Genomic DNA, 25,940 nt, shown 5'->3' on the forward strand with positions numbered 1-25,940 from the left:
ACCCTAACAAAATATACTTATAATACCGAAGCTCTTGCTTCAACAAATAGTATAAGAAATGTTTTAAGAGACCAATCCGTTCTCATTAGTGAAGAATTTCAATTATTTGATACTACCTATGTGCAGGGAGCAATATCAATAAAGGAATATCGTAGTTCACTAGATCGTTATCAAGATATAAGTAATTTTTTTGCTTATGAATTATTTAATACGAACCAATATGATTTAATGCTGCCAACTCCTCGCTATCGCAGCTCTATTATTGTGCCTTATCAGCTAAATAAAATAGCTAATAATAATGAGGTCGTTAATCAAACAGTTAAACTAATATATAGCTTTCTAATTAAAGCTAATGAGCATTATGAACAATTAGATCAAAATAGTGCTTTAACAGACGCAAATTATAATTACTCTGAATATAGTCTACCTAGACCAGTACTGTTCCAAACTTTAGTAAATTTGTTAGGCCCTGAACGTGAGATGGTGAAACAAAAAAATGAGGCGATCGAAATAGTTTTACCTAGAGTGAATAAACAGGCAATGCGCCAACATTACCTAGATGGTTTCCAAAGAAATAACTTACTACTAATTCCAACAAATCACTCATTAAATAGAAATAAGAAAAAATTTGGCGCAGTTGCTAATTTTGTTACTGATCATCGAGTTTTTGGTAAAGGTGGTGCTAATATCCAAGAGTTAAAATATGTCGTACTTGCATTTTCAAACTATCTATATATGGTGCTTGATAACTACCAAGGAAATAAAGCTCAAATAAAACATGCGGTTTTAAGTTTATTATACTCTAGAAGCCGTTATTCTGTTTTTATAAATAATAGTTTAAGTTATGAATCTCCTGAAATTAAACGCTGTGCCATGATTGCAGCAATGCTTAATATATATTCTCATCTGATGCATATGACATTTGTTAATCGACGTGTTATGCTACAACGCGCTGCTTATGAAACTTTAATTATTTCTCTATGTGGAGGTATTGTTCATTCAAGCTGTAAATCTGGGAAAGATCGTGAAGGTATGATTGTTGTTTTTACCGATGCTCTACTTATCTACATTGAGCAATATAGCTATTGTCCTGATTTGGAAAACAGACGACACAAACAATTATTTGCTGATATTTTTGTACATTGTTTTTTCTCAGGCTCTGCTATGTCAATTTCAGCAATGACAGCACTATATGCCTACGGTACTAAAAACTTAACAGGTATTTTGCCTGATTTCTTACAAGAAGCACTTCAACAACATGATCGCCAACAATATCGGATGATTAAAAAAGTATCATCATTAAATAAAGTAAAACTTGATCGACTTAATCGTTATCGTCAAGACCATGAGGAGCAAAGAGTTGAGCTTAATAGAGAGGCAAAAGGCGATTTAAGAGGTCGTTTTGATAATCTTAATCTACAAGATAATTTTGACCTAAATGACTATCAAGACTTATTTAGCTCAGGCCATCAGAATCATGACGATCATCAAGTAGCAGCAAGACAGTTATATCGTGAAGTGAATAACTACCGTCATTAAATTTCTAGCTAACTTCAAAAAAATCTAGTAAATAATTTCTTTTTTTTGCTAGAATACTATAAAAATCAAAATACATTAATACATATATTAAACCTATGAAATATAATTTATCGATAAGAATACTACATGCATCGTTAGCTTTTTTAATTATTATTCAACTTATATTTGGATTTGGGTTTGCTTATGATGTATTAAACTTTAAATGGGTTATTGTTTTGCATAAATCCTTTGGCTTGATTACATTTTTTGTAATATTGGGATTAATTATTACAAGAATTTTTAGCTTCAAACCTAAATATGATCCGCCTTTACCATTAGTACAGCTTATACTAGCCAAAGCTGTTCATATAGGAATGTATATATCGGCCCTAGGTATGACAGCTTCTGGCCTTCTTGGTGCAATGCTTATGAACTACCCATGGAAAATATTTTTTATCACTCCTTTTCCAAAGATATTTGAAACAAACATGCCTCTTGGCGAAGAAATTTTTAGTTATCACTATATTTTTGCAACTATCTTATTAATATTAGTAGTTATGCATATAACAGCTGCGTTATACCATAAGCTAGTTTTAAAAGATAATATTATAGCTAGAATAAAGTAATTAGAATATTAATCTATCCTGATATTTAATATAGCGTATCGATTCTTTAATATCGGCATAACAAGCTACCTTAAAGCGTTTATCATATAGTGATAATAATAGATTATCTCCTTCAATATCAAACGAAAGGCGATTATATACATACAGATTATTAAGTAAAGAAATATACTTTTGACGTTGCATCAAAGGTTCATCTCTAATAGTTCTAATAAAATCAAGAGATAAGCCATCTATATCTTCAAAAGAATACGCTCTTACGGGAACTACTCTATAGTCAAATAAAGCTTTTGCTGTTTTAGTCATTTGTACATTGTGAGCACATATATTATCTCTAAGACTTTTACCTCGAACGAGTGGAGCTACCCGTAATACCACATAAAACAATTCTTTCATACCAAATTCATTAGGTAGATAGCCATACTCATGGTATCTACCTAAAGCTTCAATAGCGTTGTCAATACATTTTTCTTTTCTATTACTTCTAAGGCCTGTATTATACCAACTTGAAGCACTCTCGCGTAACCTTTCAAAAAACTTGATTAAATCATCTAAGTGATTTCTTTCTACCTCTTTAAAAGATTCAATACTTTCTTCAAAAGAATATCTAATGCTATTATGATACTGAATTTCACTTAGTCTTCTTCTTTCTCCTTCAATGGAATTGCGTCTTTCTTCCTGCTTATATAAACGCTCATCATAAATATCTAAACATCTATCTATAATTTGAGTATAATCTTGAAAATAATTATTATTTAATTGAGACATGCTTGAATAGCATTCTCTAAAATTAAGTTGTATTCCCGATTTATAAAAATTTTCTACTTCATAAGATTTAGCTTGTTTATATAATTCTACAAAATTCAATAGCTTAACTGCTTTATAAATCCAAGGATCTATAATCACAGCATTATCTAAGTCTTTTATTTCCCATAAATCTATTATTTTTTTGTATTCTATATCTTGAGTTGATAGATCCTCAGATTGATGCAGCATAACTAAGCAATGATCGGTATCAAAATGTATTAAAGAAATATAAATTTCTTGATCAAACATCTGAGGTAAAATACTTGCCAAGAACATAATACAACATGCTAACTCTCCACAATTACCACACCCTGCAGCTAAAGCTGCTTGCGCTCTATCGCTAAAACTGATGTGCCCTTGATCTCTAAGGTTACTCAATTTTTTATCCAAACTTCTATATAAAGCAGTTTTTTTATCTGGGAAAAAGCTCTTGATATTAGCACTATATTTAATCCTTTCCCTAATAGTCCTTGTTAGAGCAATACCTAAAGCTAAAAGTTCATTTTGATCAATCATCTATACTAATATTCTTAACTTTATGAAGCAATATAACTATACAATGCGATTCTATACTAAAATACATATTCTTTAGGAATTTTATAGCGACTAACTAAATAAAATTATCACTAGATTTATTATCTTGAATATTCAAGGCATTATTTAATGTAGTATCAGCTATACCTGATAATGCTTCTTTTGTTAAAAATGCTTGATGTGCTGTTACCAATACATTTGGAAATGTTAAAAGCCTTTCAAAAGCATCATCATTTATAATCTCACTTGACATGTCTTTGAAAAACAAATCTTTCTCATATTCATACACATCAATTGCAAGTCCTGATATAGACTTAGACTTCAAAGCCTTGATAATAGCCTGAGTATCTACCAAAGCTCCTCTACTAGTATTTATAATAAATGCTGATGATTTAATAAACCCTAATGCTTTTTCATCTATTATATACTTAGTATCTTCATTAAGAGGACAATGAAGACTTATAACATCTGCTTGCTCAAAAAGTTCATTTTTATCATCGACAAAGCTTATATAGCTTGGGGCATTAAGTCTATTAGCATATGGATCATATGCAAGTATTTTTCCACCAAATCCAGAGCATATTTGAACAAATGCTTGACCTATATTACCAAAACCAATTATACCAATTGTTTTTTGATGAATATCAAACCCTTCTAATCCCTCAATATTAAAATTTCCTTCTTTAACTCTATTATAAGCTTTATGGATTTTACGATTTAAGCATAGCAATAATGCTAGTGCATGTTCAGCAACTGAAAAAGGTGAGTATGCAGGGACTCTTGCAACTTTAATGCCTAGTTGTTTCGCATGCTTGATATCAACATTATTAAAACCAGCACATCTAAGTAATATAGCCTTGATACCAAGGCTATATAGCTTATCAATAACTTTAGCATCACAAATATCATTTACAAAAATACAAACAGCATCAAAGCTTTTAGCAAAATCAGCTGTTTGCTCATTTAATCCATATTCATTAAATTCTAAAATATGCTCTCTATTTTGAGCATTGAAGTAATCTTTGTCATATTTTTTTGCTGAAAAGAAAAGTATTTTCATAAAGACCTCTTTATAGTTTTATAATCTGTCAAAACTATAGTATATAATCAAAAATATAGTTTTTAAAATTAATATCAAAATGAATTATTCAAATAGAAGCATACTCAGTCATATTGCTTTAATTATAAACAATATAGCAAGCGCAGAAGATTTTTATTCAAATATTCTTGGCTTTGAAAAAATCAAAAGACCAAATTTCAAATCTAAAGGTTTATGGTATAAAGCTGGGAATTTTTATTTACATTTAATATTATCAGAAACAATGACTAGACCTTTTATAGACCCTATCAATCAAACTGCTCAATCTCATTTTGCAATAGCCCTAACAGATATAGATTACCTAGAATTTTTAGAAAAACTAAAATCTTTGGGTATTAATATTATAGGTGAAGAATTTAGTAAAGAAACGCAAACGGACCAAACTTTTTTCTATGACCCTAGCTTTAATATGATTGAGATAAATAATCAGTTAAAATGAATATTAACCAACTGATATTTTCTTATATTTAATCTTAGTAATAGCATCATACTTATCACCAAGACGACGTTTTTTATCTTCGATATAAGCATCGTAGTTGCCTTCAAACCAAACTACTTCACTATTACCCTCAAAAGCAAGCATATGCGTAGCTATACGATTCAAAAACCATCTATCATGCGAAATAACCATAATACAACCAGGAAAGGCTAAAATAGCTTCTTCAAGTGCTCTCAAAGTCTCCACATCAAGATCATTTGTAGGCTCATCCAGCAGTATCACATTACCACCACTTCTAAGTAGTTTAGCAAGATGGACACGATTTCTTTCACCGCCGGATAATTGAGAAATATATTTTTGCTGGTCAGCTCCTTTAAAATTAAATCTCCCAACATATTGGCGTGATGGAATAGTAAATTTGCCAACTGTAATTACATCTAAACCATCAGCTATTTCTTCCCATACAGTTTTATTATCATCCAAGGCATCTCGAGACTGATCAACATAAGCTAAATTTACAGTCTCTCCTATTTCAATATTACCAGAATCTGGAGCTTCTTTATCTGTTAACATTTTAAAAAAAGTTGACTTACCAGCTCCATTTGCACCAATAATACCCACGATAGAACCAGGATAAACATTCATTTCAAGTCCATCAACTAATAGCTTATCATCAAATGATTTGACTAAATCTTTTACCTTGATGACATTATTACCTAAACGCTCACCAGGTGGAATATATAATTCTTGCGTTTCATTTCGCTTCTGAAATTCTTGCGAACTTAATTCATCAAACTTAGCTAACCTTGCTTTTGATTTTGCTTGACGGCCTTTAGCATTTTGACGCACCCACTCAAGCTCTTCTTTAAGTGCTCTTTGATGAGAAGATTCACGTTTTTCTTCCATTTCTAAACGTTTTTGTTTCTGCTCTAACCACTCAGAGTAATTCCCTTTAAATGGTATACCTTCACCCCTATCAAGCTCTAAAATCCACTCGGCAACATTATCCAAGAAATATCTATCATGAGTAATAGCCACTACAGTACCTTTATACTCTGCAAGGAACTTCTCAAGCCATGCTACAGATTCTGCATCTAAATGGTTAGTAGGTTCATCTAATAATAAAATATCTGGAGCAGACAGAAGTAGTTTACATAAAGCAACACGACGTGCTTCTCCTCCGGATAATTTAGTTACATCTGCATCCCAAGGAGGTAAGCGTAGTGCTTCCGCGGCGACTTCTAATTTACGATCAATCTCCCAAGCTCCTGCTGTATCAATAGCATTTTGCAGTTCACCTTGCTCTTCAAGAAGCTTAGCCATCTCATCATCTGACATCGGCTCACAAAATTTCATACTAATCTCATCAAAACGAGTAATCATATTTTTTAATTCGGCCAAAGCCTCCTCAACATTACCTCTGACATCTTTAGTATGATCTAACTTTGGCTCTTGCGGTAAATATCCAATCTTTATACCTTTACGTGGACCTGCTTCACCAATAATTTCTGTATCAATACCAGCCATAATTCTAAGAAGAGTTGACTTACCAGAACCATTTAGACCAAGAACACCAATTTTTGCCCCATCAAAAAAAGATAATGAAATATCTTTAAGAATATATTTATTAGGAGGTACTACCTTACCAACTCTATGCATTGAGTATATATATTTTTCTGACATGAAAATTATTTTTGAAAATTTAAGATAGATGAATTATAGCAGATATAGCTTATAAAAATGAGAGGTTAATATTATTTTGACACCGTTAAGTTATAGTTAATCCGATAGTTATTTGACAATAATGTTATAATATTTAGAAAAAATGTCATCATATAGCCAAGATTTCAGAGATATCGTAATAACTAAATATAAAGAAGGCCTAACAGACAAAGAGCTAAGTAATTTTTTTAATATAGATATCCGTACTACTAGATCTTGGATAAACTTATACGAGACAACTGGTGATTATAAATCTAAGCAAGGCTTGGGTTGCGGTAGAGTAGCAACCTTTACAGATAAGGAAGCGATAGAAAGCTACTTAAGAACATATCCAGATGCAATGGCTTTAGATATTAGAGAAGCATTAGCTCCTGAAATACCTAGAAGCACATTTTATGATTGTCTTAACAGACTTGGTTTTAGTTTTAAAAAAAGACACCTAAATATAAGCAAAGAAAAGAACAAGATAGGCAAAGTTTTATAGAGGTTGTTGAGACTATTGAACCTAACAAACTTGTATATTTAGATGAAATGGGTATGGATAATAAACAGTCTGTACTAAGAGGATGGTCTCTTGTTGGTAAACCTAGCTATGGTGAAGTTATTGCTTATCAAACTCAGAGAAAAAGTATAGTTGCTGGTTATAACTATTTAGAAAAGAAGATTATAGCACCGCTAGAGTATACTGGATATACAGATACTCAAATTTTTAATCAGTGGTTTGAAGAGCATTTATGTCCTGAGTTAATTCCAAAGACTACTGTTGTTATGGATAATGCTAGTTTTCATAAATCTCCTAAATTGGCTAAAATAGCAGAGAAGTTTGATATACAGATACTATACCTTCCTGCTTATTCTCCTGATTTAAATCCTATAGAAAAAATTTGGGCCAATTTTAAAAGAATTTTAAGAAAAGTAAATAATTCTTTTGATAATTTATCTGATGCTATTACTCACGTCTTTAGCACAATATTATCAGATTAACTATAACTAATTGTGGTGTAGAAAAGCACTTCCACTAAATTTTAGAAACAGTAAACCTCTTTGGATGCTTCTTGCCATATATTCATAGCCTCATCAAACTTAGTTCTTTGTGTTGCCCTAGAATGCAAATACCGACCTACTGGTACTGCAAATATATTTCTCACTTTACCCATTAACATTACTGTCCTTTGAAGTCCACTAGGTGATTTAAATTTTATCAGACTTTCCTCCTTTCTACGTGTAGGTTGATGTGCATTCTCTACTCTATTATTTAAACCCTTATGTCTTCTGTGATCAGCTTTGGTCATGCACTTTATTGGCGTTGTATAACTATAGAGTTTATCTGTAACAATCACTCGTGGTGACGGGTAATAACCCAATAATCTAGTTAAAAAGCGTATTGCAGCCTTTTTATTCTTACGTTTCTGTAAGAATACATCTAATTCATGACCATTAGAGTCTACAGCTCTCCATAGTATAAACTTAACCCCATTCATTTTAATGATCATCTCATCTAGATGCCATTTATAGTTAATCTGATAATATTGTGCTAAAGACGTGAGTAATAGCATCAGATAAATTATCAAAAGAATTATTTACTTTTCTTAAAATTCTTTTAAAATTGGCCCAAATTTTTTCTATAGGATTTAAATCAGGAGAATAAGCAGGAAGGTATAGTATCTGTATATCAAACTTCTCTGCTATTTTAGCCAATTTAGGAGATTTATGAAAACTAGCATTATCCATAACAACAGTAGTCTTTGGAATTAACTCAGGACATAAATGCTCTTCAAACCACTGATTAAAAATTTGAGTATCTGTATATCCAGTATACTCTAGCGGTGCTATAATCTTCTTTTCTAAATAGTTATAACCAGCAACTATACTTTTTCTCTGAGTTTGATAAGCAATAACTTCACCATAGCTAGGTTTACCAACAAGAGACCATCCTCTTAGTACAGACTGTTTATTATCCATACCCATTTCATCTAAATATACAAGTTTGTTAGGTTCAATAGTCTCAACAACCTCTATAAAACTTTGCCTATCTTGTTCTTTTCTTTGCTTATATTTAGGTGTCTTTTTTTAAAACTAAAACCAAGTCTGGTAAGACAATCATAAAATGTGCTTCTAGGTATTTCAGGAGCTAATGCTTCTCTAATATCTAAAGCCATTGCATCTGGATATGTTCTTAAGTAGCTTTCTATCGCTTCCTTATCTGTAAAGGTTGCTACTCTACCGCAACCCAAGCCTTGCTTAGATTTATAATCACCAGTTGTCTCGTATAAGTTTATCCAAGATCTAGTAGTACGGATATCTATATTAAAAAAATTACTTAGCTCTTTGTCTGTTAGGCCTTCTTTATATTTAGTTATTACGATATCTCTGAAATCTTGGCTATATGATGACATTTTTTCTAAATATTATAACATTATTGTCAAATAACTATCGGATTAACTATATCTGTAGGTTTAGGCTCTTTCTTTTTGATTACGTAAGCAAAAGATTTACCAAACTTATTGCTCCAAGCCCTTACTGTTTCGTAGCTGACGAGTATTCCTCTGTATCTTAGCATTTCTTCTACATCTCTATAGCTAGTATTGAACCTGTGATAAACCCATATTGCATAACTGATAATTTCTGCTGGATAACGATATCTTTTAGGCTTTTGAGTAAGCATAATTAAGAAAAATAATATGAATTGTTTATAATTATACACTAGATGGAATTAAGGTCAGTTAACTTGACGATGCGCTCACAAAGCTTATGAAAAATGAATTTATAAAAAGATCTAAGGAACAATAGTTACAAATATTTCTAGCTAAAGAACGAACATTAAACCTAAAATATATACAGCTCAGAATAATTAATATTAGTATTACTTAGCAAAATTAGCTAATAGAACTATCAAACATATAATTAGTAGATCTACTTATCAAGTTAGCAAGATAACCATTATCATTTTGTGGTCCTGGACCTGCTATTGATGACGTACTTCCACCACCCCACATTATTGCAAATACATTGTTTGAAACTAAATCAGCCATATGTCCACCTGTTAAACAACTCACTGCAGTATTTTTAAGACCATCATATGTATTTATATTAGTAACTGGTTGATATAAATAATCCAGATATGTTTTATATCTAGAGGTATTTGTATCTCCATATAAAATTGATAATGTATTTCCAAGATAATTTGCAACTGCTGAGCTAAGTACATCACTTTGACTACAAACATCTCTATCACCTAAAAAATAATCAGGTGCCGTTGCACCATATTTCCAGTTATCCATCTCTTGAGAAGTAGGAATATGACCTCCTGGAATTTGAAATAACATTACTGGTACTGTTTGATTATCTTGATGTTGTTGTAAATATTTACTAACTCCTCCTACATACTGCAGATATACAGACCAATCATTCATACTATAAAAATAAGGAGCCCAAGGGTTATTATTAATATCAATACCTGGAATACTACCAAATGTATTACGCTCATATTTATCAAAAGCCACAAATGTTGGATTAGGGTAATCCCCACTATTACCATAGACACCATTCTCAACTAGATACTTACCCTCTTTATCAATATGGTTCTGTAAAGATGTTGGTTGATAATTAGTTTGATGCAACCATCCATGTCCAGAAGCATCTCCTGCCCAAACATTATCAGCAAAACCATAACTCACATCAGGAGCAAACGTATGTACTATCCAGTTTAAAGCCTGATTATATGTTTTAAAATTTGTTCCGGTATCACTAGGAAACAATCTTTCAATATTAGCTTTTGCTTGGCTTATAACGTTATCATCTGTGATGATCTTATTTACCTGTAGATAATCAATCATATCAAGCAAAGCACTATTTATTGGCGTAACTACATTTTTATAGTAATGATCTTTATTGCCCTCACCATATGTATCAGGATTTAATACAATTGATCCTCTAACTGTTGTACCACTATTATTAACACCAATTGGATTATTCTGTAAATAGTTTGCAGCTATCGCTAAAAAAGCTAGATGTTTAGTTAATAAGTTTTCATCAGTTACTTGTTTTTCAGCCTCAATTTGTGATCCCCCAGAAGCATTTGTAGTATAAATTACTGTAACTGGAATAGCCGTTTTACCATAACTATCAAATAGGCTCTTTGATTCACTAACTAGGCGCTTAGTTGGTCCACTATTAAATATTGAAATAGGGTCCTTACCATTATCTCCACCGCCATCAAGTCCTGCATATCTAAACAATGCATCAATCTGATCTTTTCTTTCGATAGTTTCAGATAGTGATTGATTACTAAAATCCATGACAGAGCCCATAGCCACATGACTAGGCCAACCATTTATATGCAATGCAGATAAGTCTTTCTGTGATACTGTAATATCTACACTATCTTGAGATTTAGGTTTAGAAATAGTATAAACTGCTTTATTATTAAACTCTAGCTGACTAAAAGGTTTTTTTGTTGCAATATTTCCAGAATAACTATAATTTCCACTAAATTTCAGATTAGAGAAATCGCTATATAACTCAAGACCTTCACTAACTGCTGGTATAATAAAACTTCCTTGATCTGCTTCAATATCATATGTTTGATTAGAATTCTGAACAACCTCATCACTAGGGTGGAGAGTTATTGCAGCTTTGAGTGACAAACTTTTAGTGTCTATATTTAAATCATAGCCATTCTCTAAATTAACTATCTCACCTGAATCGCCCGTAAATAACTTCATTTGGCTATCACTATTTATTGATGCTGTATAAGTTGTCTCTACATCGCTTACACTCTCAGGGCTTCCTGTTAACGATGATCCTGTATTAGGATCATTACCTTTACATTTACTTCCCGCAACTATAAGTATTCCTGCTGAGCTTATTGGTGCAGGTATCCACCAGGATTTACAAAAACTATATATCTTGGATTGCTTTGGTTCTAACTTTATATTTTCAGATATGCTGTTTTTAACTTCTGAATCTTTACTTGAAATTTTAAACTGTAAACTTATAGCGTTTTTAGTATTATTTTTTAATACTATTTGGCCTGTTTTAGCCACTGATGGTGAAGCTGTATAATCTGCTGTAATATTAGCTACACTATCCTTAGTAATTGTAACTGTTGCCGGATCAAACCTAACCATTGCACCATCTACTTCTGCTGAAATTATATAGCTTCCAACATTCAAAGATATTCCTTGAACTGAACTTAGTTCTGACCAAGTCTTAGTTAGAGTTGTTGTTGATGATTTTAATGTCACTTCAGTATTAGCCGGTATTGCATCACTATCACTCGATAAAGTTGCTTTAAGCTCTCCTTTCTCTGATACTGGTGAATCACCAATTGTAACATCTGTAATATTAGCTCCCCATGGAGATTGCCTTTGGATATTAATAGTTTCAATTTTATTTGGAATTGTTACAAAATCTTGACCTTGCCAACCATAAAGAGATAAACTGACTCTATTACCATTCTGTGTTGATATTGCTTTAAAATCACTACTTCCTGCTGAAGATACATATGCTCCATCAGGTAGACTAAAACTGATCTTATTTTCAACCATATTAGTTGAGGTATCACATTCAAATACAATACCTTTAGTATTAACATCATCAATTTTACAACCAGCATATGAGCTAGCTATACTCGTTGCTACTAATATACAAGACAGTCCCAAGCGCTTTCTTCTATACATTCTTCACCTTATAGTTCAATTATTCATACAAAAAAATTATAATAGCATATTCCATTGTAAAAAAATTAAATATTTTTAGCTAAAACAATAATTGTTAAACCCAAAATATATGTCACAAACATTAAAAAAATCAGTTTGTTAGTTCCTTTAGGAGCTTTAGCAAATTCTTTCCATATAAATACCCCCAAATAATCCCGCCTAAAATACCTATAGTATGTAACCATGGTGTACCTTTCAGAAAATAATCTTTAAAATTAAGTCTTTGACCAGATATTGGAAATTTAATCATCCAACCATTAAATATAAAGTTGGAGATAAAAATACCTAAAGCAAAAATAAAACTTGCTGTATAAGGTGTCATTAAACCAACTTGAGGAGCACTAAAATCAGCAGAAATTGACTTTATAAAAAAAGCCTATTAAAATACCTGAAATAATAGAAACTATAAATCCTTTTAACATATTTTTATTTTTATCATTAGAGATTCTTTTATAAATAATTGCATCAATAATAATTGCTATAAGTACGCTTAATACTCCTACAATCAATACTATCGGCTGACCTATAGGAGTAGTTATGTAGTTTGTAATTACCCCGATAACTAAAGCTAATCCTATAGCTAAAGGAAATGCTACAGACATTTCCGCTATATCTATTGCTGTTACAAGCAATATATTAGCTAAATTAAAGACTATACCTCCTGTAAATGCGTATATAAAACTTTCGCTAGAAGCTTGAGATATGTCAGTAAAAAAAGGTCTGCCTTCTGAGCCAAAACTTCCCATTGTTATAGCTAAAATAAAAGATACTATTAAAATCCCTAAAGCATAATCCCAATAAAATTGTTGAAAATGCCATTCTTTTGTAGACAGTTTTTGAGTATTAGCCCAAGAGCCCCAGCATAACATCGTTATTATGCAAAAAAATACCGCAACACTATATGAATGTAATAAAACCATTTAAATGTTTCCTTATTTTAAATTTTTTCAACTAAGTTTGAGTTCAATTTTGCTAAAGTTGGTGCAGAATTTTCAGCTCCAACTACAGTTACAGCTAGCGCTGAAGCTATATTCGCTATCTCAATCGACTTTTCTATAGATAGTTTTTTATCCAAACAAAAAGCCAAGACTCCATTGAATGTATCTCCAGCAGCCGTTGTGTCAACTACATCTACTTTTTTAGCAGGAAAAATTTTTTGCTCTTGCTCACCTTTTTTAGATAATAAAGCACCTAGCTCCCCTAACGTTATAATGACTGTATTGACACCTTTTTGATGTATTTTTTTTGCTGCTAGCTTTGCTGTTTCAATATTTGTAATCTTAATCCCTGAGAGAATAGAAGCCTCGGTCTCATTAGGTGTTAAAATATCTATCTTTTTAAACAACCTCTCTGGTAACTCTTTAGCAGGAGCAGGGTTTAGTATAAAGGTTTGATGTTGTTGTAACTGACTTGCTAGATATTCAATACTCTCTAAAGGAATCTCTAACTGAGTTAAAATAATATAGTTAATCTGATAATATTGTGCTAAAGACGTGAGTAATAGCATCAGATAAATTATCAAAAGAATTATTTACTTTTCTTAAAATTCTTTTAAAATTGGCCCAAATTTTTTCTATAGGATTTAAATCAGGAGAATAAGCAGGAAGGTATAGTATCTGTATATCAAACTTCTCTGCTATTTTAGCCAATTTAGGAGACTTATGAAAACTAGCATTATCCATAACAACAGTAGTCTTTGGAATTAACTCAGGATATAAATGCTCTTCAAACCACTGATTAAAAATTTGAGTATCTGTATATCCAGTATACTCTAGCGGTGCTATAATCTTCTTTTCTAAATAGTTATAACCAGCAACTATACTTTTTCTCTGAGTTTGATAAGCAATAACTTCACCATAGCTAGGTTTACCAACAAGAGACCATCCTCTTAGTACAGACTGTTTATTATCCATACCCATTTCATCTAAATATACAAGTTTGTTAGGTTCAATAGTCTCAACAACCTCTATAAAACTTTGCCTATCTTGTTCTTTTCTTTGCTTATATTTAGGTGTCTTTTTTTAAAACTAAAACCAAGTCTGGTAAGACAATCATAAAATGTGCTTCTAGGTATTTCAGGAGCTAATGCTTCTCTAATATCTAAAGCCATTGCATCTGGATATGTTCTTAAGTAGCTTTCTATCGCTTCCTTATCTGTAAAGGTTGCTACTCTACCGCAACCCAAGCCTTGCTTAGATTTATAATCACCAGTTGTCTCGTATAAGTTTATCCAAGATCTAGTAGTACGGATATCTATATTAAAAAAATTACTTAGCTCTTTGTCTGTTAGGCCTTCTTTATATTTAGTTATTACGATATCTCTGAAATCTTGGCTATATGATGACATTTTTTCTAAATATTATAACATTATTGTCAAATAACTATCGGATTAACTATATAATGGTAAATACCCAATAGAATCTTACGAATCAGGGGAAGCTTTTGATCAAAATAGGTTTGGTGAGACCGAAGAAATACCTCTAGGTCGTATAATTTATGCTAGATCAGGCGATAAGTTTACAAATGCCAATATTGGTTTTTTTGTAACAGAAGCAGATGAATGGGAATGGTTAAGAACATTCTTGACTATTGATAGAATTAGAGGATTATTAGGTGATGATGACATAGATGGTATAATTGAACGGGTAGAATTTCAAAATATATATACTGTACATTTCCTCCTAAGAGGGATACTTGGCAAAGGTGCCGCAAGTACATCATCATATGACTGCTTAGGTAAAAATATAGCTGAATATTTGCGTTGCAAAAAAGTTAAAGTCCCTAAAATATTTCTAAAAAGAAAAAGCTTACTTAGGTAACTAATAATCTCTAATTACACTAAATATTTCATTTAATTTATGTTGACCCTTTTCACCTAGAGATGACTAAATACTACTATTAATATCATATAAGCTAAGTATTTTAAACCAATAGCATTTTTATATTTTAGTTAATTTTATGACCTTAGACTTTTAGTAACAATTTCAAAGACGTTCTTACTAGGATTTGAAGCTTTGATTTTTTGAAGAGCTTGTTTCATCATAGTTTGTCTATCAGAGTCATATCGCTTCCAACTCATTAGATTACGAGCTAATCTAGCTGCAACTTGATGATTAGTTTTATCAAGCTCTAGCACCATATTAGCCATAAAAACATAACCTAAACCATTTTTATTATGATATTGAGAAAAATTAGCACCAAAACCACCTATTAATGAATAAACTTTATTAGGGTTTTTAGCATTGTATGCTGGATGACTAACTAAGTTTTTAACTATATCTAAAGCTGACTCATAAGAGATTTGAGCTTGAGATACTAGCCATTTATTTACAACTAAATCCTCATTTTTCCAGCGTTTATAAAACTCACTAATAACCTTATCACGAACCTGCTTATCATTAGATTGTAATAGGGCTGAAAAGGCCGTTTGTTGATCTGTCATATTATCAGCATTATCAAATAACTGCCAAGCTAAATCTGTACCTACTTTTTGGTCACTAGCATTCATCAAATAATATAAGCAAACACCTTTTAACTTTCGCTGGGCTATCTGCTGAGCTAATAGACTATATGGCTTATTATCGCAGCACTCTTGATAAATTGCTAACCAATCATCTTTTAGTTTATCTGCTAATTGATTTACAACTTTTTTGCGGGATTTCACAATATCATCAACCATAATAAATGGCATTGCTTCGGCAATTGTTGACTCATCAGGAATGGCTAAAGCATCACTAATTAAAGCTTTATCTAAATTTTCATCATGCAATATTGATTTAAATGCATTTAGAAAATCATTATTTACATCACTATTATTTAATATAATATTAGTAGCTAACTGCTGTAATGAATCCCAACGATTAAAGGCATTATTATCGTACTTAACTATATGCAATAGCTCTTCTTCAAAAAGCTTATATTCTAGTTTTACTGGCGCAGAAAAATCTCTAAATAGAGAAGCTATAGGTTTTGCTGAAATATTATTAAAAGTATACGTTTGTTTTTGTTCTTTAAGCTCAATAACTTGTTCTGCAATATTCTTACCATCTGGAGTGATAAGACCCATTTTAATTGGTATATGTAATACTTGTTTATCTTGTTGGTCTGCTGTTACTGGTGTATTTTGCTCCAAGGTCAAACTATAAGTTTGACTTTCTGCATTATAACTCTCGGAAACTCCAATACTTGGTGTACCTGATTGACTATACCATCTTTTAAATAAGCTAAAATCACGATTATTTGCATCTGCCATAGCATTAACAAAATCATCACAAGTAACTGCCTGACCATCATGTCTTTCAAAATAAAGTTTCATACCTTTTTGAAATCCATCCTCGCCTAACAAAGTATGAATCATTCTAATTATTTCTGCACCTTTATGATAAACCGTAACAGTATAAAAATTGTTCATCTCAATATATGAATCAGGGCGAATAGGATGAGACATCGGACTAGCATCTTCGGCAAACTGAGCACTTCTAATTATACGAACATCATCAATACGCTTTACATCTCTTGAGTTCAAATCAGAGGTAAATTCTTGATCTCTAAATACGGTTAACCCCTCTTTTAAACTTAATTGAAACCAGTCTCTGCATGTCACCCTATCTCCCGTCCAATTATGAAAGTACTCATGGCCTACAACACTTTGGACTAACTCAAAATCTTTATCAGTAGCAGTTTTATCACTAGTCATAATATATTTGGTATTAAAAATATTTAGACCTTTATTTTCCATTGCACCGGCATTAAAATCTGGTACAGCAACAATCATAAATGTATCTAAATCATATTCTAGATTGAACCTATCCTCATCCCATTTCATTGAGTCTTTAACAGACTGCATCGCATAATGACATTTATCAATATCTTGTTTGAATGCATAAATCTCAAGATTAACTTTACGTTTTGATTTTGTAATATATGTATCTTTTATACTTGCCAAATCTCCCGCTACAAGAGCAAATAAATAACAAGGCTTTTTAAAAGGGTCTTTCCATGTCGCAAAATGTCGAGAATCTGAAATATTTCCTGAGTCAATTTTATCTCCATTTGAAAGAATCACAGGGTATTTTTGTTTATCCGCAATAATTTTAACAGTGAAAGAAGCCATAACATCAGGCCTATCTATATAATAGGTAATATTTCTAAATCCTGTTGCCTCACACTGAGTACAAAAAACCTCTCCAGATTTATACAAACCTTCTAAAGAAGTGTTCATAGCTGGGTTAATCTCAACAACTGTATATAAAATAAAATCAGTCGGCGCATCATCAATAATTAGTTGATTTTCATTAGTTATAAATTCTGTTTCTGCAAGCTCTTTATCATCTATCTTTATCACTAATAATTTTAAACCTACTCCATCCAAAATTAGTCTATTATTTTCTCGATTCTTAGGGTTTGCTATAATATGTAACTTTGCTGTTACTATAGTTTTAGATGCATCAAGTTCAAATGTCAGATTTGTCTCTTCTATAAGATAGTTGCTCGGTTTATAGTCTTTTAAATATTTTATTTCAGGTTGATTCATAATAAGCCGATAAGTCAGTTATTTTTATCTAGAATAGCAATGACTATGCTTTGTTGCAATTATAGTTAATCTGATAATATTATGCTAAAGACGTGAGTAATAGCATCAGATAAATTATCAAAAGAATTATTTACTTTTCTTAAAATTCTTTTAAAATTGGCCCAAATTTTTTCTATAGGATTTAAATCAGGAGAATAAGCAGGAAGGTATAGTATCTGTATATCAAACTTCTCTGCTATTTTAGCCAATTTAGGAGACTTATGAAAACTAGCATTATCCATAACAACAGTAGTCTTTGGAATTAACTCAGGACATAAATGCTCTTCAAACCACTGATTAAAAATTTGAGTATCTGTATATCCAGTATACTCTAGCGGTGCTATAATCTTCTTTTCTAAATAGTTATAACCAGCAACTATACTTTTTCTCTGAGTTTGATAAGCAATAACTTCACCATAGCTAGGTTTACCAACAAGAGACCATCCTCTTAGTACAGACTGTTTATTATCCATACCCATTTCATCTAAATATACAAGTTTGTTAGGTTCAATAGTCTCAACAACCTCTATAAAACTTTGCCTATCTTGTTCTTTTCTTTGCTTATATTTAGGTGTCTTTTTTTAAAACTAAAACCAAGTCTGGTAAGACAATCATAAAATGTGCTTCTAGGTATTTCAGGAGCTAATGCTTCTCTAATATCTAAAGCCATTGCATCTGGATATGTTCTTAAGTAGCTTTCTATCGCTTCCTTATCTGTAAAGGTTGCTACTCTACCGCAACCCAAGCCTTGCTTAGATTTATAATCACCAGTTGTCTCGTATAAGTTTATCCAAGATCTAGTAGTACGGATATCTATATTAAAAAAATTACTTAGCTCTTTGTCTGTTAGGCCTTCTTTATATTTAGTTATTACGATATCTCTGAAATCTTGGCTATATGATGACATTTTTTCTAAATATTATAACATTATTGTCAAATAACTATCGGATTAACTATAACTTTCTAACTATATGGCTTTGGGTGTTTTTCTTAAGTCCAAGAGTGGTTAAAATCCTAAGAATATTATCCCACTCCTTTATTATGAGCTTAGTATTAACCTGCTTCGATGGTTTGACAGTATACTTCTCATAAGTTTCTATCTTATCAAAAGAGACTAAGTTGATTTTAGCTTTTTGATCTAATTTAGTAAATCTTGGCATAAAACGATAGCCAAAGAAATGTAACTCATTAATAAAAGCATTAAAGTTAACTTTGTTTGGATTATATAGCATAATCGAAGATTTTTTATCTTTATCAAATAAACCAAAAGCAATAAAAATAGTATTATAACCTTGTCTAGCTATATCATCAGCAAAAGCTACTGGTTTACTAAGTCTACTGTTATCAACTTGTATATAAGCAGTTACTTTGTGCTTTGGTGCTGGAAGCTGATTATAATTATTTGTTGTAGCAAATACAGAAATACTTGATAATATTTAAATGATCTCGAATTGTATCAAAAAGCCTAAAGCAAACAAATTAAATATCTCAGCAATCTTAGATAAAATCCCGAGATTTTACATTTATTAGCACTATTTAATAATCAAATAATAGTTAAACTGTAATTATTCTAAGTCAACTAGAGTATATATCTGCAGGTTTATTTATATATTTAATAAAAAATATTGCTATTTATTTTGTATCTATGTACCATTACAAGAATATAAAATTTATTTTCAAATAAATGAAAAAAAATAAACCAGGTTGGAATGAACTAGTAAATACTTTAGCACAGAGTACTGATCCAAGAGAAATTAATATTATTTGTGAGTTTCTATTTACAAAAGAAGAAATAGAACAATTAGATAAAAGAGTTTTATTAACAAAAGAGCTAATAAGAAAAATTAAGTCACAAAGAGAAATTTCTAAAGAATTGGGGATAAGTATTTGCACAGTAACAAGATGTTCAAATCTTTTAAAAGATTGCTCTAGTAAAATAAAAAAAATATTTGGTAAAAATTAAAATAGGTGAGTAAATGTTTGATCAAAAAGAGACTTTTTTAGCATCGCATATACATAAAATAAATTATCAAGAAGATTTAAATAAATGCTTCATTAATTTATGTTTTGATAAAAAAAATACTATCCTTTTAGAATCTGCGGAGATAAATACAAAAGATAAGTTAAAAAGTATATTGGTACTTAGTAGTGCTATAAGAGTTTCATGTATAGCAAATAATGTATTTATAAAACCGTTGTCTAAAAATGGTGAGTTTGCCTTAAAAGCAATTGAGGAAAATATAAAAGATAATATAAAATATAAGTATGAAAACAATCAATTAATCTTAACTTTTGAAAAGATAATAAACTGTCAGCTTAACGAGCATGATAAGTTAAAGGAAAGCTCTGTATTTGATGCTTTAAGGAGTATAAAAAATAGCTTTGATGTGCTTAATGAATATAGTATATTTTTAGCAGGTCTTTTTGCTTATGATGTAGTTGGATCTTTTGAAAATATAGGTAAAGTAAAGCGTAAAAATAAATGTCCTGATTATGTTTTTTATTTAGCAGACACTATATTGATTAGTGATCATCAGAAGCAAGAGTCTTTTATTCAAACTAATAGTTTTAATAATTCTCTTATTAAAGAATTTGATAGTAATATTGATTTTATAAAATTGAATATAAATGAAAACATAAAGACTAAGGTTAATAAATATAAAAATTTAGAGCCTAAAGAATCTATTAATGATAAAGATTTTTGTAATATAGTAGATAATTTAAAATCTCATATAACTGATGGTGATATATTTCAAGTTGTACCATCAAGAAGCTTCTTTTTGCCATGTCAAAATTCTTTAGAGGTATATAAAGAGCTTAAACGTACAAATCCAAGCCCCTATATGTTTTATATGCAAGATGAAGATTTTATACTTTTTGGAGCATCTCCTGAGAGCGCTTTAAAATATAAAAAAGCTACTAATCAAGTTGAAATATACCCTATTGCAGGCACACGAAAGCGTGGTAAAAATCCAGATGGAAGTATAAATTTAGATTTAGATAGTAGGATAGAGCTAGAGCTTAGATTAGATGCTAAAGAAAATGCTGAACATATGATGTTGGTTGATTTAGCTAGAAATGATGTTGCGAGAATATCTAAAACAGGTACTCGATATTTGGCTGATTTATTGAGAGTTGATAGGTATAGTCATGTTATGCATCTAGTATCTAGAGTAGTTGGCCAATTAGCAGATGATTTGGATGTTCTTCATGCATATCAATCTTGTATGAACATGGGCACTTTAACTGGAGCTCCAAAAATAAAAGCTATGCAATTAATTTCAGAAATGGAAAAACAAACTAGGGGTAGTTATGGAGGAGCTGTAGGTTATATGAATGGGTGTGGTGATTTAGATAGTTGTATAGTTATTCGCTCTGCTTATGTTGAAAATAAAATTGCAGAAATTCAAGCAGGTGGTGGAGTTGTATTAGATTCAATACCTATAGCTGAAGCAGAGGAAAATAGAACAAAAGCACAAGCTGTTATATCAGCTATAAAAAATGTACATGGGGTATAGATTGAATGGCTAATATTATATTTATAGATAATTTTGATTCTTTTTCTTATAACTTAGTCGATGAGTTTAAGGTGCTAGGGAATAAAGTTGAGGTATATAGAAATGATGTGCCTTTAGCACATTTGTTAGAAAAAATAACGTTAACAGAAGATGCTGTCGTTGTAATATCACCTGGGCCAGGAAATCCAATAAATGCAGGATGTATTGTTGATTTAATAAATAGTTTAAAAGGAAAAGTTCCTATAGTAGGTATATGTCTTGGTCATCAAGCTATAGTTGAGGCATATGGAGGTATTATATCTCATTCCAATGAAATAATGCACGGTAAAATAGCATATGTAAAGCATAATAAACATCCTATATTTAAAGATTTAAATACACCTTTAACTGTAGCTAGATATCATTCATTAGTTGCTATAAAAGTACCTAATGAATTAGATATTGTGGCAGAAACTAGTGATTTAGTTATGGCTGTGGTAGATGATAAAAATAAAATATGTGGTTTACAATTTCATCCCGAATCAATTATGACAATACATGGATCTAAACTTTTAAGCAATATAATTAATTGGGTACAAGAATGAATGAACTGAAAACTATAGTAGATAAACTCTATAATTCTAATGATTTAAGTTACGATGATAGTTATAAATTATTTGATCATTTTATAAAAGGTGAAATAGAGCTAGAATTACAAACTAGTATATTAACAGCTATTAAGTTAAAAAAAGAAACCCCAGTAGAGATTGCAGCAGCAGCACAAGCATTAGTAGATAATGCTAAAATATTTCCAAAAATAGATAGTGATTTAGTTGATATAGTAGGTACTGGAGGTGATGGATTTAATACTATAAATATATCTACTACAGCTGCGATAGTAGCAGCTACAGCCGGATACAAGGTGGCTAAGCACGGTGGTAGGAGTGTATCAAGTAAATCTGGATCTTTTGATCTTTTAGAATCTTTGGGTGTAAATATAGAGCTTTCCCCTCAAAAAACTAAAGAATGTATCGAACAGAATAACTTAGGATTTTTGTTCGCCCCATTTTATAGTGAAGGGTTTAAATATGTTAGAGAAGCTAGAGCTACATTAAAAACAAGAACTATATTTAATATATTAGGGCCATTAATAAATCCAGCTAAACCAAATAAAATTTTAATAGGAGTTTATTCTAAAGATTTAATTTTGCCAATGGCAAAAACTTTGATAAAGTTAGGTATAGATAAAGCACTTATTGTTTATGGAAGCGGCCTAGATGAGGTTGCTATTCATGATAATACATATATAGCAGAATTAGATAAATGTAAAATAAAAGAATATATGGTTACACCTGAAGATTTTGGTATAGATAGATATAATATTTCTGAGATTAAAGGAGGCTCTCCTTTAGATAATAAAATTATAACTAGGGAAATATTGTTGGGTGAAGGTAAAAAAGCTCATAATGTTGCTGTTGCTGTTAATGTTGCGATGGTTATGAAACTTTTTGGAAAAGATGATTTAAAAGCAAATACTCAAGAAATATTAAATTTAATAAATAGTGGAGAATGTTATCAAACGCTCCAAAAAGTAATTTCGTTTAGTATATAAAAATAAATTTATTTAGAATGTAAATGAGCTTTCAATTTATGGAGAAAAAAATTTAAGGTTGGTAATATAAATTTTTTATCTGGATAAATAGCATAAACATTCTGTTCTGGTAACCTATATTCTGTTAAACATTTTAATAATGTTTGTTGTTTTAACTCATCTTTTACCATAAATTCTGGCAATATAGCTAAACATCGACTATGGATAGTCATATGTTTAATAAATTCTAATTGATTTGTTACTAAATTCCCGCTAATTAAAATATTTTCTATATTATTGTTTTTTAATAATTTGAGTTTTTTTGTTTGTTGTGAATTACTATAGATTGCACAGTTGTGGTTATTTAAATCTTTTGGGATTATAGGAGCACTATATTTTTCAAAATATTGTTTTGTTGCACAAATAACCTGAGTCGCTGTATAAATCCTTTGAGCAATAAAATTAGAGTCCTCTAAAGGAGCTGTTCGTATTAATAAATCATAATTATCTTTCAATAGATTAACTAGTTGATTTTCTAACTTTAAATTTAAAGTAATATTAGGATAATGTTTTAAAAAATCATTAAACACAGATAATAGTAAATTTTGTGCCATAGCAGGAGGAGCTGATACTTTAAAACTCCCCGTAGGGTTTTTTTGCAAAGATTGGATTGATGAATACCCATCGTGAGCTGTATTAACTACTTGCTCACAATAAATATAAAATTGTTGTCCAGCTTGGGTTAATATTAATTGTCTTGTGCTACGCGTAAGTAAGCGTAAGTTTAAATCTGTTTCAAGTTTTGTTATATGTTTGCTAACAAATGATTTTGAAACACCTAATTTATCAGCAGCTTTAGAAAAGCTTCCTTGTTTTATTATTTGATAAAAAACTTCCATTTCATTTAGTAACATTAATTCACCTTTAATTGTTTCTATTTGGAAACAGTGCTTTTCATTATAAACGGTTCTTCATTTAAGCTCAATAAATTATACTTTTTAAACATTAAGGAGATATTAAGCTCCTTAATATTATAGGAAAATTCATTTTAATAACACAGAGGTCTTTAATTAATGATTAAAACACGTATTATAGAAACGGCTATTGATGATAATGGTGATTCTTACATTTTTTCTGATAAATTTCAGAGTGGTTGGGATTTGGGTGGCCATAATATTACAGATATGTTTTTTAGTGAAGCATTACCATTAGATATGCTTGAGTCATCACAACAAATGGAAGATAAAAATTTTAATTTAAAACCAGGGCAATTACGTTTTTTTCGTAGTGATATTCCACCTACTAAACCATTATATGACGCTTTACTTGATAATGAGAAACCTGCAGATTACAGAGATTTGTTTTATCATTCAACAACAACAGTTGATTTTATTATGGTTTCAAGAGGGCAGGTTACTATGATTGTTGGAGATCAAGATTTAATATTAGATCCTGGTAGTGTAGTTATTCAGCGTGGTGCTACTCATGCTTGGCATAATGACACTAATGAAATAGCTACTATTATGGGTGTAATGATAGGTGTTGAATTGCCTGAGCAATTTCATCAAGTTGATACAATTCAGCCAGCCTAATATAAATCGAGTAAGTTTTAATATCTTTAAAGTATAAAATTTAACTATAACTAGTACCACCCTAAATAGAAAATTTTGTTATACTCGTAAATATATAGGTATTATAAGTGGTTTTATGCAAAAAATATTTTTAAGTGTATTTCTTTTTGTAAGTAGCTTAACTTTTGCAGTTAGTGAAAGTGTAAAATATCAAAAAGCAGTATTTGCTGGAGGGTGTTTTTGGTGCTTAGAATCGGATTTTGAGTATTTTCAAAAAGATCATGAACTTAGTAATGATGCTATAATAGATGTTATATCAGGGTATGATGGTGGGCTAAAAAAAGCCCCTGATTATAAAACTGTATCGGCTGGCGTTACAAACTATAAAGAATCAGTTGAAATTATCTACGATTCTTCAAAAATAACTTATAAAGATCTTGTAGAATATTTCTATCGTCGCATAGATCCAACTGATTCTAAAGGACAATTTTGCGATAAAGGAAAACAGTATCAATCAGCAATATATTATATGAATGATAAACAAAAAAATATTGCGAAAAAAGTTACGCAAAATATCAAAGAAATCTTCAAGAAACATGATAAAAAAGTATATACAGAAATATTACCTTCCACTCATTTTTATAAAGCCGAAAATTACCATCAAGACTATCACTATAAAAATCCTAAAAGATATTGTTACTACCGTACAGGGTGTAATCGGGATGTAATTATAAACAAAGTATGGCAAAGTATTGATTGGAAATATAGTAATGTAGTTCCATTTGATATACCATCTAGCTATGCAGAATGTTTCACTAGGTAATATAGTATGAAAGTAGTTGGAGTATCAACAAAAGTATCAAATGATAGAAATGATTTATTAGAAGAAGCTTGGGAGCTTTTTTTTAATAGTGAAGTATTAGAATACCTTGATGGACAAAACTTATCACAAAATATAATATCTGTATATTATCAATATGAAGGTGATCATGCAGATCCATATACATATTTAATTGGTTATGAAGTAAAAGAAAATTTTGATACGCCTATAGGTTTAAATTCAGTAGTGATTGATTTAAATCATGATACTTATAAGGTTGAAGGAGAACTTCCAGATGCTGTAATAGAAAAATGGCAAAATATTTGGGATGACACATCTAAAAAAAGAGCTTATAAAGCTGATTTTGATAGATATAATCCAATAGAAGATTTTGTTGAGATAAATGTTGAGTTTCTAGAATGATTTT

The 25,940-nt window shown here is 30.6% G+C and carries 26 protein-coding genes; 12 read left to right on the forward strand and 14 right to left on the reverse strand.

Features of this window, described 5'->3' with window-relative positions:
* Positions 1-120 precede the first annotated feature (120 nt).
* Together ACR0PV_RS10580 and ACR0PV_RS10585 are read left to right on the forward strand one after the other, a co-directional pair.
* Positions 121-1,539, forward strand: coding sequence for a hypothetical protein (locus ACR0PV_RS10580; RefSeq protein ID WP_488173004.1), 1,419 nt, complete (start codon positions 121-123; stop codon positions 1,537-1,539).
* Positions 1,540-1,634: 95 nt separating this feature from the next.
* On the forward strand, positions 1,635-2,144 hold the full coding sequence (locus ACR0PV_RS10585) for a cytochrome b (protein ID WP_488173005.1): 510 nt from the start codon (positions 1,635-1,637) through the stop codon (positions 2,142-2,144).
* Here the strand turns inward: ACR0PV_RS10585 and ACR0PV_RS10590 are convergent, their stop codons facing one another.
* The gene (locus ACR0PV_RS10590; protein ID WP_488173006.1) at positions 2,145-3,464 is read right to left on the reverse strand and encodes a hypothetical protein; all 1,320 of its coding nucleotides are present in this window, start codon (positions 3,462-3,464) and stop codon (positions 2,145-2,147) included. It abuts the gene before it with no gap.
* A 94-nt stretch (positions 3,465-3,558) separates the two neighbouring features.
* Positions 3,559-4,542 (reverse strand): 2-hydroxyacid dehydrogenase, encoded by a 984-nt coding sequence (locus ACR0PV_RS10595; RefSeq protein WP_488173007.1) that lies wholly within the window; start codon positions 4,540-4,542, stop codon positions 3,559-3,561.
* Between the two features lie 79 nt (positions 4,543-4,621).
* On the opposite strand from ACR0PV_RS10595, the gene ACR0PV_RS10600 reads away from it, so the two are divergent.
* Complete coding sequence (locus tag ACR0PV_RS10600) at positions 4,622-5,020, forward strand: VOC family protein (protein ID WP_488173008.1); 399 nt, start codon at positions 4,622-4,624, stop codon at positions 5,018-5,020.
* Positions 5,021-5,023: 3 nt separating this feature from the next.
* Here ACR0PV_RS10600 and ettA read toward each other — a convergent pair whose 3' ends face one another.
* On the reverse strand, positions 5,024-6,703 hold the full coding sequence (ettA, locus tag ACR0PV_RS10605) for an energy-dependent translational throttle protein EttA (RefSeq protein ID WP_488173009.1): 1,680 nt from the start codon (positions 6,701-6,703) through the stop codon (positions 5,024-5,026).
* A gap of 142 nt (positions 6,704-6,845) precedes the next feature.
* On the opposite strand from ettA, the gene ACR0PV_RS10610 reads away from it, so the two are divergent.
* A protein-coding gene (locus ACR0PV_RS10610; RefSeq protein ID WP_488172591.1) for an IS630 family transposase occupies positions 6,846-7,726 on the forward strand; the annotation gives its coding sequence in 2 pieces (ribosomal slippage) (positions 6,846-7,170 and positions 7,170-7,726; 882 coding nt in all).
* Positions 7,727-7,767: 41 nt separating this feature from the next.
* Here the strand turns inward: ACR0PV_RS10610 and ACR0PV_RS10615 are convergent.
* The 7 genes from ACR0PV_RS10615 to ACR0PV_RS10645 form a co-directional block, all read right to left on the reverse strand.
* Positions 7,768-8,298: an IS6 family transposase gene (locus ACR0PV_RS10615; RefSeq protein WP_488173010.1), complete on the reverse strand. Its 531-nt coding sequence runs from the start codon at positions 8,296-8,298 to the stop codon at positions 7,768-7,770.
* Positions 8,258-9,138 (reverse strand): IS630 family transposase gene (locus ACR0PV_RS10620; RefSeq protein ID WP_488172194.1). Its coding sequence is split into 2 segments (ribosomal slippage): positions 8,258-8,814 and positions 8,814-9,138, totalling 882 coding nucleotides; the frame shifts between segments, so codons are not numbered across the junction. Before ACR0PV_RS10620 ends, ACR0PV_RS10615 begins: the two co-directional genes overlap by 41 nt.
* Before the next feature lie 26 nt (positions 9,139-9,164).
* Complete coding sequence (locus tag ACR0PV_RS10625; RefSeq protein ID WP_488173011.1) at positions 9,165-9,407, reverse strand: hypothetical protein; 243 nt, start codon at positions 9,405-9,407, stop codon at positions 9,165-9,167.
* A gap of 211 nt (positions 9,408-9,618) precedes the next feature.
* Positions 9,619-12,423: a hypothetical protein gene (locus tag ACR0PV_RS10630; protein WP_488173012.1), complete on the reverse strand. Its 2,805-nt coding sequence runs from the start codon at positions 12,421-12,423 to the stop codon at positions 9,619-9,621.
* 386 nt (positions 12,424-12,809) lie between these two features.
* Entirely contained in the window at positions 12,810-13,382 is a 573-nt protein-coding gene (locus tag ACR0PV_RS10635) for a hypothetical protein (RefSeq protein WP_488173013.1), read from the reverse strand.
* Between the two features lie 17 nt (positions 13,383-13,399).
* Positions 13,400-13,969, reverse strand: coding sequence for a PfkB family carbohydrate kinase (locus tag ACR0PV_RS10640; RefSeq protein ID WP_488173014.1), 570 nt, complete (start codon positions 13,967-13,969; stop codon positions 13,400-13,402).
* Positions 13,929-14,809 (reverse strand): IS630 family transposase gene (locus ACR0PV_RS10645; RefSeq protein WP_488172542.1). Its coding sequence is split into 2 segments (ribosomal slippage): positions 13,929-14,485 and positions 14,485-14,809, totalling 882 coding nucleotides; the frame shifts between segments, so codons are not numbered across the junction. The genes ACR0PV_RS10640 and ACR0PV_RS10645 overlap by 41 nt, the downstream gene beginning before the upstream one ends.
* 127 nt (positions 14,810-14,936) lie before the next feature.
* Between ACR0PV_RS10645 and ACR0PV_RS10650 the strand changes: the two genes are divergently transcribed.
* A complete protein-coding gene (locus ACR0PV_RS10650) occupies positions 14,937-15,281 on the forward strand; it encodes an AtuA-related protein (protein ID WP_488174004.1) in 345 nt (114 codons plus the stop codon).
* Between the two features lie 137 nt (positions 15,282-15,418).
* On the opposite strand, the gene pepN is transcribed toward ACR0PV_RS10650, so the two are convergent.
* The 3 genes from pepN to ACR0PV_RS10665 form a co-directional block, all read right to left on the reverse strand.
* Positions 15,419-17,995, reverse strand: coding sequence for an aminopeptidase N (gene pepN / locus ACR0PV_RS10655; protein WP_488173015.1), 2,577 nt, complete (start codon positions 17,993-17,995; stop codon positions 15,419-15,421).
* Between the two features lie 65 nt (positions 17,996-18,060).
* Positions 18,061-18,941 (reverse strand): IS630 family transposase gene (locus ACR0PV_RS10660; protein WP_488172186.1). Its coding sequence is split into 2 segments (ribosomal slippage): positions 18,061-18,617 and positions 18,617-18,941, totalling 882 coding nucleotides; the frame shifts between segments, so codons are not numbered across the junction.
* A gap of 46 nt (positions 18,942-18,987) precedes the next feature.
* Positions 18,988-19,266, reverse strand: coding sequence for a Tn3 family transposase (locus ACR0PV_RS10665; RefSeq protein WP_488173016.1), 279 nt, complete (start codon positions 19,264-19,266; stop codon positions 18,988-18,990).
* A 452-nt stretch (positions 19,267-19,718) separates the two neighbouring features.
* Between ACR0PV_RS10665 and ACR0PV_RS10670 the strand changes: the two genes are divergently transcribed.
* The 4 genes from ACR0PV_RS10670 to trpD are packed head-to-tail and all read left to right on the forward strand — an operon-like array spanning position 19,719 to position 23,143.
* On the forward strand, positions 19,719-19,997 hold the full coding sequence (locus ACR0PV_RS10670) for a Trp family transcriptional regulator (RefSeq protein ID WP_488173017.1): 279 nt from the start codon (positions 19,719-19,721) through the stop codon (positions 19,995-19,997).
* Positions 19,998-20,010: 13 nt separating this feature from the next.
* Positions 20,011-21,552, forward strand: a complete 1,542-nt coding sequence (locus ACR0PV_RS10675) for an anthranilate synthase component 1 (protein ID WP_488173018.1) — start codon at positions 20,011-20,013, stop codon at positions 21,550-21,552.
* Positions 21,553-21,557: 5 nt separating this feature from the next.
* Positions 21,558-22,136, forward strand: a complete 579-nt coding sequence (locus tag ACR0PV_RS10680) for an aminodeoxychorismate/anthranilate synthase component II (protein WP_488173019.1) — start codon at positions 21,558-21,560, stop codon at positions 22,134-22,136.
* Positions 22,133-23,143: an anthranilate phosphoribosyltransferase gene (gene trpD, locus ACR0PV_RS10685; protein ID WP_488173020.1), complete on the forward strand. Its 1,011-nt coding sequence runs from the start codon at positions 22,133-22,135 to the stop codon at positions 23,141-23,143. Before ACR0PV_RS10680 ends, trpD begins: the two co-directional genes overlap by 4 nt.
* Positions 23,144-23,151: 8 nt before the next feature.
* Here the strand turns inward: trpD and ACR0PV_RS10690 are convergent, their stop codons facing one another.
* Positions 23,152-24,036 carry a LysR family transcriptional regulator gene (locus tag ACR0PV_RS10690; protein WP_488173021.1) on the reverse strand — a complete coding sequence of 295 codons (885 nt, stop codon included), beginning with the start codon at positions 24,034-24,036 and terminating at the stop codon, positions 23,152-23,154.
* A gap of 159 nt (positions 24,037-24,195) precedes the next feature.
* On the opposite strand from ACR0PV_RS10690, the gene ACR0PV_RS10695 reads away from it, so the two are divergent.
* The 3 genes from ACR0PV_RS10695 to ACR0PV_RS10705 all read left to right on the forward strand — a co-directional run bounded on the left by ACR0PV_RS10695 (position 24,196) and on the right by ACR0PV_RS10705 (position 25,936).
* Complete coding sequence (locus tag ACR0PV_RS10695) at positions 24,196-24,714, forward strand: cupin domain-containing protein (RefSeq protein ID WP_488173022.1); 519 nt, start codon at positions 24,196-24,198, stop codon at positions 24,712-24,714.
* Positions 24,715-24,829: 115 nt separating this feature from the next.
* Positions 24,830-25,516 carry a peptide-methionine (S)-S-oxide reductase MsrA gene (gene msrA / locus ACR0PV_RS10700; protein WP_488173023.1) on the forward strand — a complete coding sequence of 229 codons (687 nt, stop codon included), beginning with the start codon at positions 24,830-24,832 and terminating at the stop codon, positions 25,514-25,516.
* A gap of 6 nt (positions 25,517-25,522) precedes the next feature.
* On the forward strand, positions 25,523-25,936 hold the full coding sequence (locus tag ACR0PV_RS10705) for a GyrI-like domain-containing protein (RefSeq protein WP_488173024.1): 414 nt from the start codon (positions 25,523-25,525) through the stop codon (positions 25,934-25,936).
* Positions 25,937-25,940: the final 4 nt, after the last annotated feature.

This window comes from Francisella sp. AG1, from assembly GCF_057683165.1.